This window comes from Metabacillus halosaccharovorans, from assembly GCF_002019635.1.
Classification (GTDB): domain Bacteria; phylum Bacillota; class Bacilli; order Bacillales; family Bacillaceae; genus Metabacillus; species Metabacillus halosaccharovorans.
In genome coordinates, this window is the sequence record NZ_KV917371.1 from 2,815,661 (window position 1) to 2,832,102 (window position 16,442).

Annotated in this window: 14 protein-coding genes; 12 read left to right on the forward strand and 2 right to left on the reverse strand. The window is 35.8% G+C overall.

Translation table 11 applies throughout. From position 1 onward, the window contains the following. Positions 1-11: 11 nt before the first annotated feature. Together BK577_RS13595 and BK577_RS13600 are read right to left on the reverse strand one after the other, a co-directional pair. The gene (locus tag BK577_RS13595; RefSeq protein WP_026562141.1) at positions 12-230 is read right to left on the reverse strand and encodes a YuzF family protein; all 219 of its coding nucleotides are present in this window, start codon (positions 228-230) and stop codon (positions 12-14) included. Positions 231-367: 137 nt separating this feature from the next. Beyond that, on the reverse strand, positions 368-1,357 hold the full coding sequence (locus BK577_RS13600; RefSeq protein WP_078433281.1) for a LacI family DNA-binding transcriptional regulator: 990 nt from the start codon (positions 1,355-1,357) through the stop codon (positions 368-370). 472 nt (positions 1,358-1,829) lie between these two features. Between BK577_RS13600 and BK577_RS13605 the strand changes: the two genes are divergently transcribed. The 12 genes from BK577_RS13605 (at position 1,830) to ganQ (ending at position 16,422) form a co-directional block, all read left to right on the forward strand. Beyond that, positions 1,830-3,125: an ABC transporter substrate-binding protein gene (locus tag BK577_RS13605; protein WP_078433282.1), complete on the forward strand. Its 1,296-nt coding sequence runs from the start codon at positions 1,830-1,832 to the stop codon at positions 3,123-3,125. Between the two features lie 151 nt (positions 3,126-3,276). Further along, positions 3,277-4,137, forward strand: coding sequence for a carbohydrate ABC transporter permease (locus BK577_RS13610; RefSeq protein ID WP_078433283.1), 861 nt, complete (start codon positions 3,277-3,279; stop codon positions 4,135-4,137). Beyond that, positions 4,137-4,955, forward strand: a complete 819-nt coding sequence (locus BK577_RS13615) for a carbohydrate ABC transporter permease (RefSeq protein ID WP_078433284.1) — start codon at positions 4,137-4,139, stop codon at positions 4,953-4,955. The genes BK577_RS13610 and BK577_RS13615 overlap by 1 nt, the downstream gene beginning before the upstream one ends. Before the next feature lie 110 nt (positions 4,956-5,065). Further along, positions 5,066-5,755 (forward strand): YesL family protein, encoded by a 690-nt coding sequence (locus tag BK577_RS13620; RefSeq protein ID WP_078433285.1) that lies wholly within the window; start codon positions 5,066-5,068, stop codon positions 5,753-5,755. A 29-nt stretch (positions 5,756-5,784) separates the two neighbouring features. Beyond that, complete coding sequence (locus tag BK577_RS13625) at positions 5,785-7,269, forward strand: glycoside hydrolase family 32 protein (RefSeq protein ID WP_078433286.1); 1,485 nt, start codon at positions 5,785-5,787, stop codon at positions 7,267-7,269. A gap of 31 nt (positions 7,270-7,300) precedes the next feature. Then, the gene (locus tag BK577_RS13630) at positions 7,301-8,332 is read left to right on the forward strand and encodes a LacI family DNA-binding transcriptional regulator (protein WP_078433287.1); all 1,032 of its coding nucleotides are present in this window, start codon (positions 7,301-7,303) and stop codon (positions 8,330-8,332) included. Between the two features lie 303 nt (positions 8,333-8,635). Further along, positions 8,636-10,306, forward strand: coding sequence for a glycoside hydrolase family 13 protein (locus tag BK577_RS13635; RefSeq protein ID WP_078433288.1), 1,671 nt, complete (start codon positions 8,636-8,638; stop codon positions 10,304-10,306). A 171-nt stretch (positions 10,307-10,477) separates the two neighbouring features. After that, positions 10,478-11,329 carry an HAD family hydrolase gene (locus tag BK577_RS13640; protein ID WP_078433289.1) on the forward strand — a complete coding sequence of 284 codons (852 nt, stop codon included), beginning with the start codon at positions 10,478-10,480 and terminating at the stop codon, positions 11,327-11,329. Between the two features lie 359 nt (positions 11,330-11,688). After that, entirely contained in the window at positions 11,689-12,681 is a 993-nt protein-coding gene (locus tag BK577_RS13645; RefSeq protein ID WP_078433290.1) for a galactan degradation operon transcriptional regulator GanR, read from the forward strand. A 236-nt stretch (positions 12,682-12,917) separates the two neighbouring features. Then, on the forward strand, positions 12,918-14,201 hold the full coding sequence (gene ganS / locus BK577_RS13650) for an arabinogalactan oligomer ABC transporter substrate-binding protein GanS (RefSeq protein WP_078433291.1): 1,284 nt from the start codon (positions 12,918-12,920) through the stop codon (positions 14,199-14,201). Positions 14,202-14,310: 109 nt separating this feature from the next. Then, positions 14,311-15,567, forward strand: coding sequence for a galactooligosaccharide ABC transporter permease GanP (gene ganP / locus BK577_RS13655; RefSeq protein WP_078433292.1), 1,257 nt, complete (start codon positions 14,311-14,313; stop codon positions 15,565-15,567). Between the two features lie 3 nt (positions 15,568-15,570). After that, positions 15,571-16,422, forward strand: a complete 852-nt coding sequence (gene ganQ / locus BK577_RS13660; protein ID WP_139367306.1) for a galactooligosaccharide ABC transporter permease GanQ — start codon at positions 15,571-15,573, stop codon at positions 16,420-16,422. Positions 16,423-16,442 lie beyond the last annotated feature (20 nt).

Below are 16,442 nucleotides of genomic sequence, written 5' to 3' on the forward strand. Positions count from 1 at the left end.
GTACTCCTCCTTTACCCTTTTGGAATAACCCAGATAATTTGTTGAGTACGAATATAGAAAGGAGAACCACCGGATTCGACAACAATATGATCAGGCATAACCGTTTTAAGCTTACCGGAAACTGATCCGCGGATTGTTTGGACAACAACGAATGCACCTGTGATACCTTGAAGAGTTTGATACACATATGGGTCGACGTGACTAACAAAAGATGGGGTTTGTTGATTCATGATGATTTCACTCCTTTGTTGACTACTTAAACAGTTCAATATATGAAGGAAATAGGAGAGTTATTCCTTGGGTTCAGAAGGGAAATGGAGGATAAAATCAAAAAAGGCCGACCGATTGTATGTCAACCTCCAGTAAGTTAAGTTGTATCACCGCGAATCAATTCAACGTCAATAACAGTATTATTTACAAAATCCGGATTTTTATTTTCGATCTGATCGATTAGTGCAGAACAAAGGGCTTTGCCAATGCGATCTAAAGGCTGTCTAACTGTTGTTAGTTTCGGATGCTGCATTAGACGTGTAAAACTATGATAATCGTAGCCTATAATTTTTAGTTGTTCAGGTACTTTTATGCCATTTCTTGTAGCGTATACATAGAGGGTATATGCCATGATATCGTTGCTGCAAAAAACACCATCATAATTTCCTAACTGTGGTGATATTACTTGTTCGATAAAATCCCAATTATCCTGAAATGCAGCTTTGATATGAGCGCCTTCAATGATAGAGAATTGAATATTGTTTTTCATGCATGTCAATTGAAAAGCATCACTTCTTCTATTTGGCAACAAGTCATATTTCAGCGGACCTGAAATGTGAAGCAGGTTTCTGCATCCGTTTTCAATTAAGTGTTTAGTCGCGATTTCTCCACCTTTGTAATTATCACCTGCAACATAGGAAATGGAAGATGAAATAATTCGATCAAATGAAACGATTGGCATAGATACTTTCAAATAAGATTCAATTTCTAGAGAATGGCTGCACATGATAATGCCATCAACCCTGTTTTGTCTTAGCATACTAATATAATTTGCTTCTTTATCTGAATCTTGTAGAGAGTTGCAAACAAGAATTTTGTAATTTCTTTCATTGGCGTACGCTTCAATCCAATTAATTAATTCTGAAAATAATGGATGACTTAGATCTGGTACAATGACGCCGATTAAATAAGATTGATTTTTTAATAGTGCCCGAGCTATTTGATTTGGATGGTAATCTAATTGTTCCATCGCTTTTTCAACCTTCTGACGAGTCTCGCTCCCGATATATCCTCTGCTATTTAGTACTCGTGAGACGGTTGTAATTGAAACCCCAGCCAACTCTGCTACATCTTTGATGCTTGCCATCTTTATAAACCCCTTTAAAATGAAATCCCTACTTTATTTATATCGAATCTTCTGTAACTTGTAAATGTAAATTAGAAAGCGATTTCAAAAATGTTTTTTACTAAAGGATAGTTATTGGAAAAATATCATATAGAAAGAAAATGTGTCAATCGTTTTCATATATTATAGGAAATTTAGAGTTGAATGGTTAAAGTGAGGATTAGATATATGAGAGGTGGAGAGGTTTATTGAGAAAAGATTTTGAAAAAATCTTTATGAAAACGTTTGACACAATTATAGGTAGGTAGTACAATGACTTCTGTAAGCATTTACATTAAACGCTTTCTGAAATTGATAGAAAAAAAGACTAACAGAAGAAAATAACATGTATATAAATGAGCCAAATGCTGCAAGTTATTATTATTACAACATTTTTCATCAGTTTAGGCAAGCGATTGCATCAAATTTTAACTACTTTATAGGAGTGAACAGGATGAAGAGTAAAAAGTTATATTCTAAATTAGTTTCAACTTTAGCGGTATCTGGACTACTTTTGGCTGGTTGTGGATCTGGTGGAGATGCTGGTAACGGAGCGGCTTCAGAGGATCAAATCACAATTGATATTTTTCAAGGGAAAGTTGAGTTTAATGATCAATTCAATGCATTAGCAGAGAAGTATGAAGAAGAAAATCCTGGCGTAAACATTAACATCACAAGCGTTGGTGGTGGAACAGATTATATTAGTTCATTAAAATCTCAGTTTTCATCTGGTGAAGAACCAGAAATCTTCAGTATAGCCGGTCCTTCTGAGGCAGATCAATTTAAAGAGTATCTAACTGATTTATCAGATACAAAATCGGCTGAAGCTGCTCTTGAAGGTACCTTAACTGCCGTAACTGAAGGTGAGAAAGTATTAGGATTACCATTTAACCAAGAGGGTTATGGCCTTATCTATAACAAAGCAATGTTTGAAAAAGCGGGAATTAATCCGGAAGAAATTTTAACATATGACGATTTAGAAAAAGCAGTAAAAACATTAGATAGCAAAAAGGGAGATTTAGGTATTGAAGCTGTATTTGCATTACCAGCTAAAGAAAAGTGGGTAGTTGGTAACCACCTTGCGAATGTATACTTCGCTCCGGAATTTAATCATGACGTTTTAGAAGCATTCAATGCTGAAACAGTAGGGTTTGAAAAAGGCTCTGAAATGCAAAAAATGCTTGATTTACAGAACAAATACTCTGTTCAGCCTTCATTAAGTCTTGATTATTCACAACAAGTTGAAGAGTACTTCTCTTTAGAGCAAGTGGCAATTATTCAACAAGGAAACTGGATCTATCCATCAGTTTACGAAATGGATTCTGAATTTGCAGAGAACAATGTCGGCATTTTACCAATCCCGGTTGAAGGATTTGAAGGCAGCCTTCCAGTAGGTATTCCTAACTATTGGGCTGTAAATAGCAAAAGTGATGAAAAAACGGTACAAGCTTCTAAAGATTTCTTAGATTGGTTGTACACATCTGACACTGGTAAAGAAGCAGTATTGAACGACTTTAAATTTATCCCTGCATATGAAGGGTATGATACATCAAAAATTTCAGACCCTATTTCAAAAGAGATTTATGAGTATGCATCAGCAGGAAAAACAATTGGATGGGTTTTCCTAGGCTACCCTAGTGCTTGGGGAGATGATCTTGGAGCTAACATGCAAAAATACCTTAGTGATGAAATGACTTGGGAAGAACTTGAAGCAGATTCAATTAAGAAATGGGAAGAAAAACGAAAATAATAAAAGCTAAAAGCAGCTAGCGAAGCGTGTGAAAGCTTTGTTAGCTGTTATTTCAAATAGTAGATATCCGTTTATTATTTAGGTTTTAAAAATCCCTGAGAAGCTATCTTGTAGTGAAGTCTTATGTAGAAACAATTTTGGAGGGATTAGCATGCGAAATCGAGATTTATCATTCTGGTTATTTTTGTCACCGGTATTACTAGGTTTAGGGCTGGTTGTCATTGTGCCATTACTAATTGGAATTTACTATTCTTTTACAGACTGGAATGGACTAAATGCATCTCAGTTTTTAGGGTTTGAAAACTACATTAGAGTATTCCAGGATGATAGTTTTCGGTCAGCCTTATGGTTTACTATTAAGTTTTCAGTTGTAACCGTTATATTGTTAAATGCATTAGGTTTAGGTCTAGCGATATTAGTTACGAGAAATATAAAATCAAATAATTTCTTGCGTACAGTGTTCTTTATGCCTAACTTAATCGGTGGGTTAATTCTTGGATTCATTTGGCAGTTTATTTTTATTAGTGTGTTTGATGACATCGGGAAAGCCCTTGGAATTGAAGCATTAAGTGGATGGCTGTCTACAACAAATACAGGTTTCTGGGGATTGGTTATTTTAACATGCTGGCAAATGGCCGGTTATATCATGATAATTTATATCGCCTATTTAGAAAGTATTCCACATGATTTAATTGAAGCAGCGCAAATTGATGGAGCGAACAGTTTCCAACGATTTAAAAACATCACGTTCCCGCTTGTTGCACCTGCTTTTACGGTTAGTATGTTTTTAACATTATCAAACTCATTTAAGATTTATGATCAGAACTTATCACTAACAAATGGTGGTCCGTTTGATTCAACGCAAATGGTAGCGATGGATATCGTAAAGACGGCTTTTACTAGTAATGAGATGGCTTTAGGTCAAGCAAAGGCTGTTGTGTTCTTTATTATTGTTGCATTAATTGCTATTACACAGGTTTATTACAACAAGAAACGGGAGGTTGACATGTAATGAAGAGCAATAAACGTAATTTATTTTTAATTGAAATATTTGGTCTCTTGCTCGGACTACTATGGCTCTCACCGTTTTACTTAATGCTTGTTAATGCCTTTAAAACGAAGAAAGAAATCTTTATGAGTGTTCTTAGTTTCCCTGAAGCATTAGCAACAGAAAACTTTGTTCGTGCATTTGATGATTTGGATTTTGTTAACTCACTTGTGAACTCTTTGATCATTTCGGTTTGTAGTATAGCTGTAATTGTCATTTTCTCTTCAATGGCAGGATATGCTTTAGCACGTAATAAAAGTAAGCTTAGTTCAGCCCTGCTATTAGTGTTTGTTGCTGCGATGCTTATTCCGTTCCAATCTGTCATGATCCCGCTTGTTTCACTATTCGGTAGTGCGAATATGTTAAATCAAGCCGGCCTTATCTTTATGTATTTGGGCTTTGGGTGCAGTTTATCAATTTTCCTATACCACGGAGCAATGACAGGGATCTCAAAATCTCTTGATGAAGCTGCTATCGTGGATGGAGCAAATAAGTTTCAAGTTTTTTGGTTTATTATTTTCCCATTGCTAAAACCAATCTCAGTTACTGTTGCAATCCTTAATGTCATTTGGATTTGGAATGATTACTTATTACCATCGTTAATTTTAGGTGAATCAAGTGCTACGATTCCTTTAAAAATGTTCTTTTTCTTTGGACAGTATACAAAACAATGGCATTTGGCTTTAGCTGGTTTAACATTGGCGATTATTCCGGTTATTATCGGTTACTTCTTTGCACAAAAGCAAATTATTAAAGGTGTGGCAGAAGGGGCTGTTAAGTAGTAGTAATGAAATGATGTTTTAGTTGATTACATGGTTTACATCCTTTAAGTGCTAAAGAATGGTACTAGGAGTTTGTAAACCTGTATATCTTTTTCTTGGGGGTGAATCAATTGAGAGAATCCGGAATTGTGGGTGGTCTTCATTATCTTAGTGTATGGATCATGAGGCTGGGAATGATAAATATCTTATGGTTTCTAAGTAATCTCCCAATCATGATCATTAGCTTTATTCTACTATTTGCAGAAGATATGGGTGTTGTTCTGGTCTTATGTTTACTTCTATTTATACTCGCTCCGATTATGTTATTCCCTTCAACAGCTGCACTTTTTTCTTCCGTTAGAGAGTGGCTGGTCATGAAAGAAGATCAACCTCCCTTATTTAGTGGTTTTATAAGATTTTACAAAGAGAATTATAAGAAAAGCTTTGCGGCAGGATGTATCATGTCTTTACTCTGGATGATATGGTTGGTCGATTATTATTATTTCAGTCAAAAAAATGTCATTCTGTTCATGGTATTTCTTATGATGGGAATCATGTTGTTTGTTGTAACGATTAACTTTTTCTCTGTGAATGCTCACTATAATATGACTGTACTAGGTACATTAAAAAATGCCCTTATTTTAACTGTAGGAAGGCCTATTTTAACGATTATTATTGTGTTAAGCAGTTTGTTAATTGGATATACAAGTTTAGTGAAGGTGCCTCCCTTAATTCCTTTCTTTTCGATGTCTCTCATTGCATTTATCTCTTTTTCTTCCTTCTATAGTTACTATTTGAAGGTCAAGCAAGCATTAAAGTAAAAGGTCATATTAATGGGGGATTGTGAATAATGAACAAGCACCAAGAAATGATAGAGAAAGCTCATGAAGAACTGAACAAGTATAAGAAAAGTGTGTCTGATCATGAGTGGAGTTTGCAATATCATGTTATGCCTCAAGCAAACTGGATGAATGATCCAAATGGATTTTCAATGTTTAATGGGGAGTACCATTTGTTTTATCAGCATCACCCATATTCACCAAAATGGGGTCCGATGTACTGGGGACATGTTAAAAGCAAGGATTTGGTTCATTGGGAACACCTCCCGATCGCTTTAGCTCCAAGTGAGCCGTATGATATTGATGGGTGTTTTTCAGGGAGTGCGATTGAAAAAGATGGAAAATTATATTTGTTTTATACAGGTAATAGGTGGACGGGCCCAGACCAGGACAAGGATTTGAAACAAGTCCAATGTCTGGCTGTTAGTGACGATGGTATTCATTTTGAAAAAATAGCGGAAAATCCTGTGATAGAAGAAGCACCTTCTGGTGATATACATCCATTTCATTTTAGAGATCCAAAGGTTTGGAAAGAAGGAGACTATTACTACTGTGTGTTAGGTTCACAAACAAAGGAGCGAATTGGGCAGGCATTGCTTTATCGTTCTCCAGATTTATTAAAATGGGAATTTGTTAATGTGATGGCAAGAGGAACTGAAAATATGGGCTATATGTGGGAGTGTCCTGATTTGTTTTCTCTATCTGGACAGGATGTGTTAGTCATGTCACCACAGGGAGTGAAACCCGAGGGGGATTTATATCATAATTTGCATCAATCGGTTTATGTGTTGGGGAATTTGGAATTGCAACAGGGTAAGTTCCAATTTGATCAGTTTCAGCTCTTAGACTACGGGTTTGATTTTTATGCACCACAGACAACTGTAGATCATCTTGGAAGAAGGATTTTAGTAGGTTGGATGGCAATGTGGGAAAGTGAGATGCCGGAACAAGAGCATGATTGGGCAGGAGCTATTACGATCCCACGTATCATGTCTATCGAAGAACATCGTGTGAAATGTGTTCCTGCTCCGGAAATGGAAACTCTGCGTTTTAATCAGGTTTCATATTCTAACGTGTTAATGAATGGAAGCAGAAATTTTGAAGGTGTTAATGGAGATTGCGTAGAGTTGAATGTCTTACTTGATATGAAGCAAGCATCAAAATTCGGGATCAATCTTCGTATGGACGCAGCACGTACCGAAAAAACAGAGTTAACGTTTGACTGTCAAAATCAAAAATTGACTCTTAATCGTGATCACTCTGGAAAAGGACCTGGTGGTGAACGAAAAGCACCAGTTGAACTAAATAAGGGTAAATTACAGCTTACATTGTTTTTGGATAAATCATCATTAGAGATCTTTATCCAAAATGGTGAGAAAGTAATGACGGCAAGAATTTATCCTAGTGAACATTCAAAGGGAATTGAATTTTTTTCAGACGGAGAAGTCGAACTTCTAAAGCTTGATAAATGGTCGTTAAAAAGAAGTATTTTCTGATTCTTATACTTTTTGGAAAGGAGGTTTTGATATGGTTACGATTAAAGATGTGGCAAAGTTGGCAAATGTCGCACCATCTACTGTTTCAAGGGTGATTGCGAATAATCCAAGAATTAGTGAAAAAACAAAAAGACGCGTTCGGGAAGTCATGGAGGAAGTAGGGTATCACCCTAATTTTCAGGCGAGAAACTTAGCATCAAAGAGCTCGAAATCGATAGGAGTCATTATGCCTAATTCTACATATCATGCCTTTCAAAACCCATTTTTCCCGGAGGTTTTAAGAGGGATCAGTATGAATGCTCACGAAAACCTATTCGGCATATATCTATCCACAGGTTCTACCGAAGAGGAGATTCATGAAGAAATTGTTTCGATGGTCCAAGGGAGACGAGTAGATGGGATCGTCATGTTGTATTCAAGAGTGAATGATCAATCAATGAGATACTTACATGAGTGTCAATTTCCATTTACTGTTGTTGGAAGACCTTATGAAAATGAGGATAGAGTGACATTTGTGGATAATGACAATATTTATATAACAAAGCAAGTGACAAATTATCTTATTCATTTAGGACATCGGGATGTAGCGATTATTGGGGGCAGTAAAGACTTTGTTGTTACTCTTGACCGCATTAATGGATATAAAAAAGCGTTAGAAGAAGCAGGTATTTCCTTTCGCTCTGAATATATTGTGCATGAAGATTCAACAAAAAATAGTATTAAAACAGCTGTTACATCGCTAATGGCGCTGCCATCGCCTCCAACTGGAATTGTAACAATGGATGATATGGTTGCATATGAGGCTACTAGTCATTTAGAAAAGCTTGGTCTGCTTGTTCCTAATGATATCTCAATTGTTGGGTTTAACAATTTAATGTTATCAGAGCATTCGAAACCGCCGCTAACGTCTGTTGATACATCTACTTATGAGCTGGGATACCATGCAGCAAATTGCTTAATTGAAAAAATTAAGGAACCAAGCATGCTGGCCAAAAGAATCACGATCCCAACTAAGTTTATTGAACGAAAATCTTGTGCGCAAAGAGGAACTCATAATATCTAAATTTTTATCTTGGTTGGTTTCGGGAAGATTATTGCACATGAGTAATATTATTACTCTATAGTGAAATGGAGCGGAAGACACTTGACTCCTGCGGGAAGTAGAGGAAAGGCTGAGACCCCGCAGGCGAAGCTGAGGAGACTCAGCTTCCTCCCCGGCGAATCTTGTGTCTGAAGCGCAATGGAACGAACTAAATTTTCAACTTTAATAGATTAAATAATAACAATGTATGCAAAGATAACTTTAATTTTTAAGTGATAATATTGAAATTTTATATATAAATTTGAAAAAGAGAGGTCAATCATCATGAAGAAACATTGGTGGAAAGAGGCAGTAGCATATCAAATATACCCAAGAAGCTTTATGGATACAAATGGAGATGGAATTGGTGATTTACAAGGAATTATCTCTAAGCTTGACTATATAAAGGACTTAGGAATCGATGTGATTTGGATCTGTCCGATGTACAAATCTCCTAATGATGACAATGGCTATGATATTAGTGATTATCAAGACATAATGGATGAATTTGGGACAATGGCTGATTTTGATCAATTATTAAAAGAAGTTCATAACAGAGGGATGAAACTGATTATCGACTTAGTAATAAATCATACAAGTGATGAACATCCCTGGTTTGTTGAGTCCCGCTCTTCTAAGGACAATCCAAAGCGTGATTGGTATATATGGAGAGATGGAAAAAACGGTAAAGAACCGAATAACTGGGAAAGTATTTTCAGCGGATCTGCATGGGAATTTGATGAGGAAACAAAGCAGTATTATATGCATATTTTCTCAACGAAACAACCTGATCTCAATTGGAAGAATCCAGAGGTCCGTCATGCATTATACGATATGATCAATTGGTGGCTTGATAAAGGTATTGATGGTTTCCGAGTTGATGCCATTAGTCATATTAATAAAGAAGATGGCCTAAAAGATATGCCCAATCCAAAAGGATTAAAATATGTACCGTCTTTCGATAAACATATGAATGTTGAAGGTATCCATACTTACTTAAAGGAATTAAAAGAAGAAACCTTTGCGAAGTACGATATTATGACAGTCGGTGAAGCAAATGGAGTCAAAGTAGAGAATGAGCAAGATTTAGAAGAATGGATTGGAGAAGAAAAAGGAAAGTTTAATATGGTATTCCAATTTGAGCATTTAAGTCTATGGAGTGCAGAAAAAAAGAAAAAGCTCGATATCGTGGGCTTAAAAACAGCCCTTACAAAATGGCAAAAGGCTCTTGAAAATAAAGGGTGGAATGCTTTGTTTATTGAAAACCATGATCAGCCTCGAAGGGTTTCGACTTGGGGAAATGATACAGAATATTGGTATGAAAGTGCAACAGCATTAGCAGCGATGTACTTTTTGATGCAGGGAACACCATTCATCTATCAAGGTCAGGAAATAGGAATGACGAATGTGAAATTTGCTTCTATTGATGAATATAACGATGTTGCAGATAAGAATATGTATCGCTATAAGCGTGAAGAAGGTATAGCACATGAAGACATCATGTCTATTATATGGGCGTCAAGTCGTGATAATTCAAGAACACCGATGCAATGGTCTTCAGCAGAAAATGCTGGTTTCACTTCAGGAACACCATGGCTTGGGTTAAATGATAATTATCAAAAAATCAATGTAGAAGATCAGCTGAAAGATAAAGGATCGATTTTAAATTTTTATAAGAACATGATAAAGCTTAAAAAGAGTCATGATGTTTTTACGTATGGGGTGTATGATTTGCTCTTAGAGAATCATCCTCAAATTTATGCTTATACTCGTACATTGGAGAATGAAAAGATAGTTATTATCTCAAATCTTACAGATGAAATGGCAGAATCAGGAGAGTTTCCAATCTCTGTTTCCAGTGAGAAATTACTGCTGTCAAACTATAAGGTTGAGAATCATGGGGATGTTGGCCAATTCTCGTTAAAGCCTTTTGAAGCGAGAGTATATCGAGCGTAATCTAATGAAATGAATGAAGGAAGGGAAAGGTTCAAGTCAGGAGAATGATGTTAAAGTACTTGTGCCTTTTCTTATTTTTAGGGAGAGATAGGTTGAGAAAGACAGGCATTTCCTAATTCATTCACTAAACGATATACTTGATTAGTAGAATTTTATTAGGAGGAATTTTCTTTGCAATTAAACCCTAAAGCCATATTTTTAGATATGGATGGAACGATATTAAATCATCAAAATAAAGTCAGTATTTTAACAAAAGAAATAATCGATAAATTAAGGGCGAAAGGAATATATGTTTTCATTGCAACCGGTAGAGCACATGATGAAATAGAGGAAATAGTTCCTGAAGGATTTAAAGTTGATGGTGTGATATCCTCGAATGGGATGGCGGGTTATATAGACGGTGAGGCAGTTTTTGAACATTCGTTATCCCGGGAGTTAGTTGATATTCTTATTGAAAGAGCCAGGGTTAACAAGGTATACTATGAGCTTTTTCCTTATCGGGCAGCGCGAATATCTTTAATGCAGGATCAACGATATATGCTTGATGAAATTCAAGATCCAAAGCCTGATAGTGTTGGGATTAATGAATGGTTATCTCGTAAAAAAGCGATTAAGGAAGAAATATCTTGGAAAACAGAAGTGTCGGGGGATAAGTTTTCAAAATTTTATTTTTTTGCTAGAACAAAGGAACATATTCATCATTGGAAAGAAGAGCTTGAACAATTAAAGCGAGAAATCGATTTTACCATGTCAGTTTCATCAGAGCATAATGTAGAAGTTATGGTAGCAAATGTGAATAAAGCAACTGGCATTCAACAGATGATAAAGTCTTTTAATGTAAAGATAGAAGAAGTAATGGCTATTGGTGACAGTGATAATGATATCCAAATGCTTCAATCTGTTGGCTATCCGGTAGCAATGAAAAATGCACCTGATCGGATAAAGAAGATGGTTAGTGATGTGACTGATTTCACTTGTGACGAAGATGGAGTTTATCATTATCTTTGTAAGTGTTTTCCATAATAATCTTTGGCCGGTAGCTTTTTTGCTGGCCCTTTTGTTTGATAAAAAATCAAATTCTTTAAAATATGTAAGTTTTTATTAAAAATTTATATAGATTGAAATCAAACTTTTCTATTATAATAATGGAAGATGAGTAAAGCGCTATCATTTATAAAAAATATTTCAAGATGACGTTTTAGTTGTAGGTCTTAATGATTATTATTTTATTTAAAGTAGAAAAGAAAATATTAATAATAGCCCCTTGACTTTTAAAGGAAAATAGGTAAAAATTAAGTAAAATATTTTACTAAATGAATCTATATCTCATTTTGGTTTTATATAGCATCTTGTTTGTTTTGAAGTGAAAAGGGGTGGTTGGAATGGCGAAAATAAAAGATATTGCTGAAGAAACAGGGTTTTCGATTTCTACAGTTTCCCGTGTGCTGAATAATGATCAAAGCCTTTCTGTACCGGATGAAACACGTGAAAAGATCTTTGAAGCAGCAGAGAAATTAAATTATCGTAAAAAAACAGTAAGACCAATAGTGAAAAATATTGCTTTTTTATACTGGTTAACAGATAAAGAAGAACTTGAAGATGTGTATTTTAAATCGATGAGGCTGGAAATAGAGAAGTATGCGAAAAAACATAATATTGAGCTAACTACTTACAAAATTACAGATGGAATTAATGCGATACCTGAAAATATAGAAGGTTTTCTAGCGGTTGGGACTTTTTCTGATAAAGAGCTGGCACATCTGAGAGGACTGACGCCGAATGGAGTCTTTATTGATACAACGCCGGACCCGAATCACTATGATTCTGTGAGACCTGACTTAGCTCAAATTACGATGAAAACAGTCGACTTCTTAATAGGAAAAGGTCATAAAAATATCGGTTTTGTAGGCGGTACTTACCATAACCCCAATACTGATAAAGATGAAATGGATATACGTGAAAAAACGTTCCGACAATATATGCAGGAAAAGGGTTTACTGCAGGAACATTATATCTATTGTCATCGAGGGTTTTCGGTTGAAAACGGCTATAATTTAATGAGTCAGGCAATTGAAAAACTTGATGGTAAGTTGCCGACGGCGTTTTTTGTTGCTGGTGATCCAATTGCTGTAGGTTGCTTGCAGGCATTGAATGAACAAGGGATTGCGATTCCAAATCGTGTAAGTGTTGTAAGTATTAATAATATTAGCGTTGCGAAGTATTTATCGCCTCCTTTAACTACGTTTGATATCGATATGAAGGAGATATGCAAGAATGCTATTGAGTTTCTATTAGAAAGAGTGTTGGAGAAACGGAAGATTGTAAAAACATTATATATTGGTTCAGAGTTAATCATTAGAAAAAGTACAAACTGATAATATGAAGTTTAAAGGGCAATCTACCATGTGAAAGTGGGGATTGCTCTTTTTGTACTTTTATAGCTTTCGACATTGTGGTTAGTAGAAAAGTAGTGGGTTTTGTTGTTTTCGTAAAATATTTTACCTATTAATAGTAAAATATTTATTTACATATTTTCTAAACGGTGATATATTTATCTTGTGAAACGCTTTCACCTAGAATGTTTGAAACTTACTTGAAAGGATGATTTTCAATGAAGAGTTATAAAAAATATGCTGGTATTTTTAGTACTATCGCACTAAGTTTAGCTTTAGTTGCTTGTGGACCTCAGGAAAGCAGTGAAGAAGGTTCAGGTTCAAACGAAGCAAATACAAACAAAGAATACGATTTACTAGTTTGGGAAGATATTGAAAAAGCAGGCGGGATTGAAGATGCTGTTGCGAAGTTCGAAGAAGAACATGATGTAACAGTAAAAGTTGTAGAAAAAGCATATGCTCAGCAAATCGAGGATCTACGTTTAGATGGTCCAGCCGGAACAGGTCCGGATGTTTTAACAATGCCTGGTGACCAAATTGGTACAGCTGTAACAGAAGGATTAATTAAAGAATTGGACGTTCCTGAGGATGTTCAATCTATTTATACAGAAGTTGCTATGCAATCACAAAAAGTAGACAACAAGGTATATGGATTACCGAAAGCAGTAGAAACAACAATGCTTTATTATAATAAAGATCTTGTATCAGAAGAAGAATTGCCAACAACTTTAGATGAGTGGTACGAGCTGTCTAAAGAAATGACAGATGGAGAAAAATACGGATTCCTGGCATTATTCGATCAAATTTATTATGCCCAGAGTGTTTTGAGCGGATATGGCGGATACATTTTTGGTACTGATGAAAACGGCGGATTTAATGGTTCTGATATTGGTTTAAATAATGAAGGATCTGTTGAAGGTGCTCAGTATATTCAGAAGTTCTACAAAGAAGGTTTATTCCCGGCAGGTATTATCGGTGAGCAGGGAATCAATGTGTTAGAGTCATTGTTTACAGAAGGTAAAGCAGCTGCGATTATCTCTGGTCCATGGAATATCGATCCATTCACAAAGGCTGGAGTAAACTTTGGTGTAGCGAAATTACCTGAGTTAGCAAACGGTGAAAACATGAGTTCATTTGTTGGAGTAAAAAGCTACAATGTAAGCAGTTATTCAAAGAATGCTGAGCTTGCTGAAGAATTTGTAGAGTTCGTTGCAAATGAAGAAAACTCTAAAACAAGATTTGAAGTAACAAAAGAAGTTCCAGCTGTACAAGCTTTAGCTGATGATCCAGTTGTAGCTGAAAGTGAAGCAGCTCAAGCTGTTGCAGAGCAGTCTCAATTTGCAGAATTAACACCAAACATCCCTGAAATGAATGAAGTTTGGACACCTGCAGATGCGGCATTACAAACAATTGCAACAGGCAAAGCTGAGCCAAAAGAAGCGTTAGACCAAGCGGTTGAAACGATTCAAGGACAAATCCAAGCCAAACATGGCGGTAAATAAGTAGAAATGAATAATGGTGTCAAACAATGCTTATGTTTGACACCATTTACTATAAGGACACAGTTTGGTAAAACCAGTTGATGTCCGGTCTTATAAAGAGGTGAAAATAGTGCAACATCGTAGAATAGCCTTACTATTATCAATCATTCCGGGCCTTGGCCAATTCTATAATAAGCAATGGATAAAAGGTCTTATGTTCCTTATTCTTGGGGTGTCGTTCTTTGTTGTATTCGGAGATCTGTTGAATATGGGATTTTGGGGCTTATTTACGTTAGGTAAAGAGGTGCCGCGTGATAACTCTGTGTTTCTTTTAGCAGAGGGGATTATCGCATTGATTGTTACATGCTTTGGTCTAGCTGTTTATTATCTTAACTTACGTGACGCGTTTAGAAATGGTAAATTACGTGATGAAAACAAAGGTTTAAGTTCTTTGAAAGAGCAGTACCATAATCTGATTTCACAAGGATATCCTTATGTGATTAGTGGTCCATCTTTGTTTATCTTAATCTTTGCGGTTATTTTCCCTATTCTATTTAGTTTTGCATTAGCATTTACAAACTACGACTTATATCACTCTCCACCTGCTAATCTAGCTGATTGGGTAGGCTTGCAAACCTTTGCTGAAATTTTCACAGTAGATATTTGGCGTGCAACGTTCTTTGATGTATTAGCTTGGACAGTTATTTGGACGCTGGTAGCTTCTACACTTCAGGTTAGCTTAGGTGTTTTCCTTGCAGTATTAGTGAATCAAAAAGAAATCCGTTTTAAAAGATTCTTCCGTACAATCTTAGTGTTGCCTTGGGCAGTACCTGGATTTGTAACCATCTTAATTTTTGCCGGTTTATTTAATGATAGCTTTGGTGCAGTGAATAACGACATTCTTGCTGCATTTGGAATCGATGCAATTCCATGGTTAACAGATGCAAACTGGTCAAGAGTAGCCCTTATCCTAATGCAGGGATGGTTGGGTTTCCCTTATATTTTTATAGTAACAACTGGCGTCCTTCAATCAATACCTGATGATTTATATGAGGCGGCAACAATTGATGGAGCATCAATGTTCGCGAAATTTAAAAATATTACATTGCCAATGATTTTAATCGCTATGGCACCAATTATTATTACGCAATATACCTTTAACTTTAATAACTTCAATATTATTTATCTATTCAATGGCGGAGGTCCTGCGGTTCCTGGATCAACAGCTGGTGGAACAGATATATTAGTTTCTTGGATTTACAAATTGACGATGCAGTCAAGTCAATATTCTTTAGCAGCAGCATTAACAATTCTTTTATCAGTCTTTGTCATTGCGATCGCACTATGGCAATTCAGAAGAACCAATTCATTTAAAGAGGGGGCTTAAGTGATGCTGACAAACATGAAGAGAAAAAAATCGATCAGTCTCCTAATTTCATATACAATTTTAGCATTTATGGCTGTTATCATCATTTATCCCTTACTTTGGACAATTGGTGCAAGCTTCAATCCTGGGAATAGTTTAATTAGTACATCAATCATACCGAAAAATCCGACTCTGGATCACTATAAAGAATTATTTGCAGGAAAAGAAAGCTTGCAATATGGACAGTGGTATTTAAATTCCTTGAAAATTAGTGTCTTTACAATGATTGGAACGATTCTAAGTGTTTCATTTACTGCATATGCCTTTTCTCGCTTCCGTTTTAAAGGAAGAAAAAATGCATTGACACTATTTTTATTGTTGCAAATGATTCCGCAATTTTCAGCTTTAATTGCGTTATTTGTCCTTGCGCAGATTTTAGGAATGATGAATAGCCATTGGTTATTAATTCTTCTATATATCGGTGGGCAAATCCCAATGAATACGTATTTGATGAAGGGCTATATGGATTCGATTCCAAGGGATTTAGATGAAAGTGCCATGATCGATGGGGCAAGCAATACAAGAATTTTCTGGCAAATTATTATGCCATTATCAAGACCAATGATAGCAGTAGTTGCGATGAATGGATTTACTGGCCCATTAGGAGATTTCGTTCTCTCTTCTACCATTTTGAGATCTCCCGAAGCTTATACATTACCGATCGGTTTATATAACTTAGTTAACGATGTAATGGGAGCAAGCTATACGACGTTTGCGGCAGGAGCAATTTTAATCAGTATTCCAATCGCCATTATCTTTATCCTTTTACAAAAGAACTTTGTATCAGGTTTAACAGCAGGTGGAACAAAAGGATAAGAAATTTCTTTTTAGAGGGA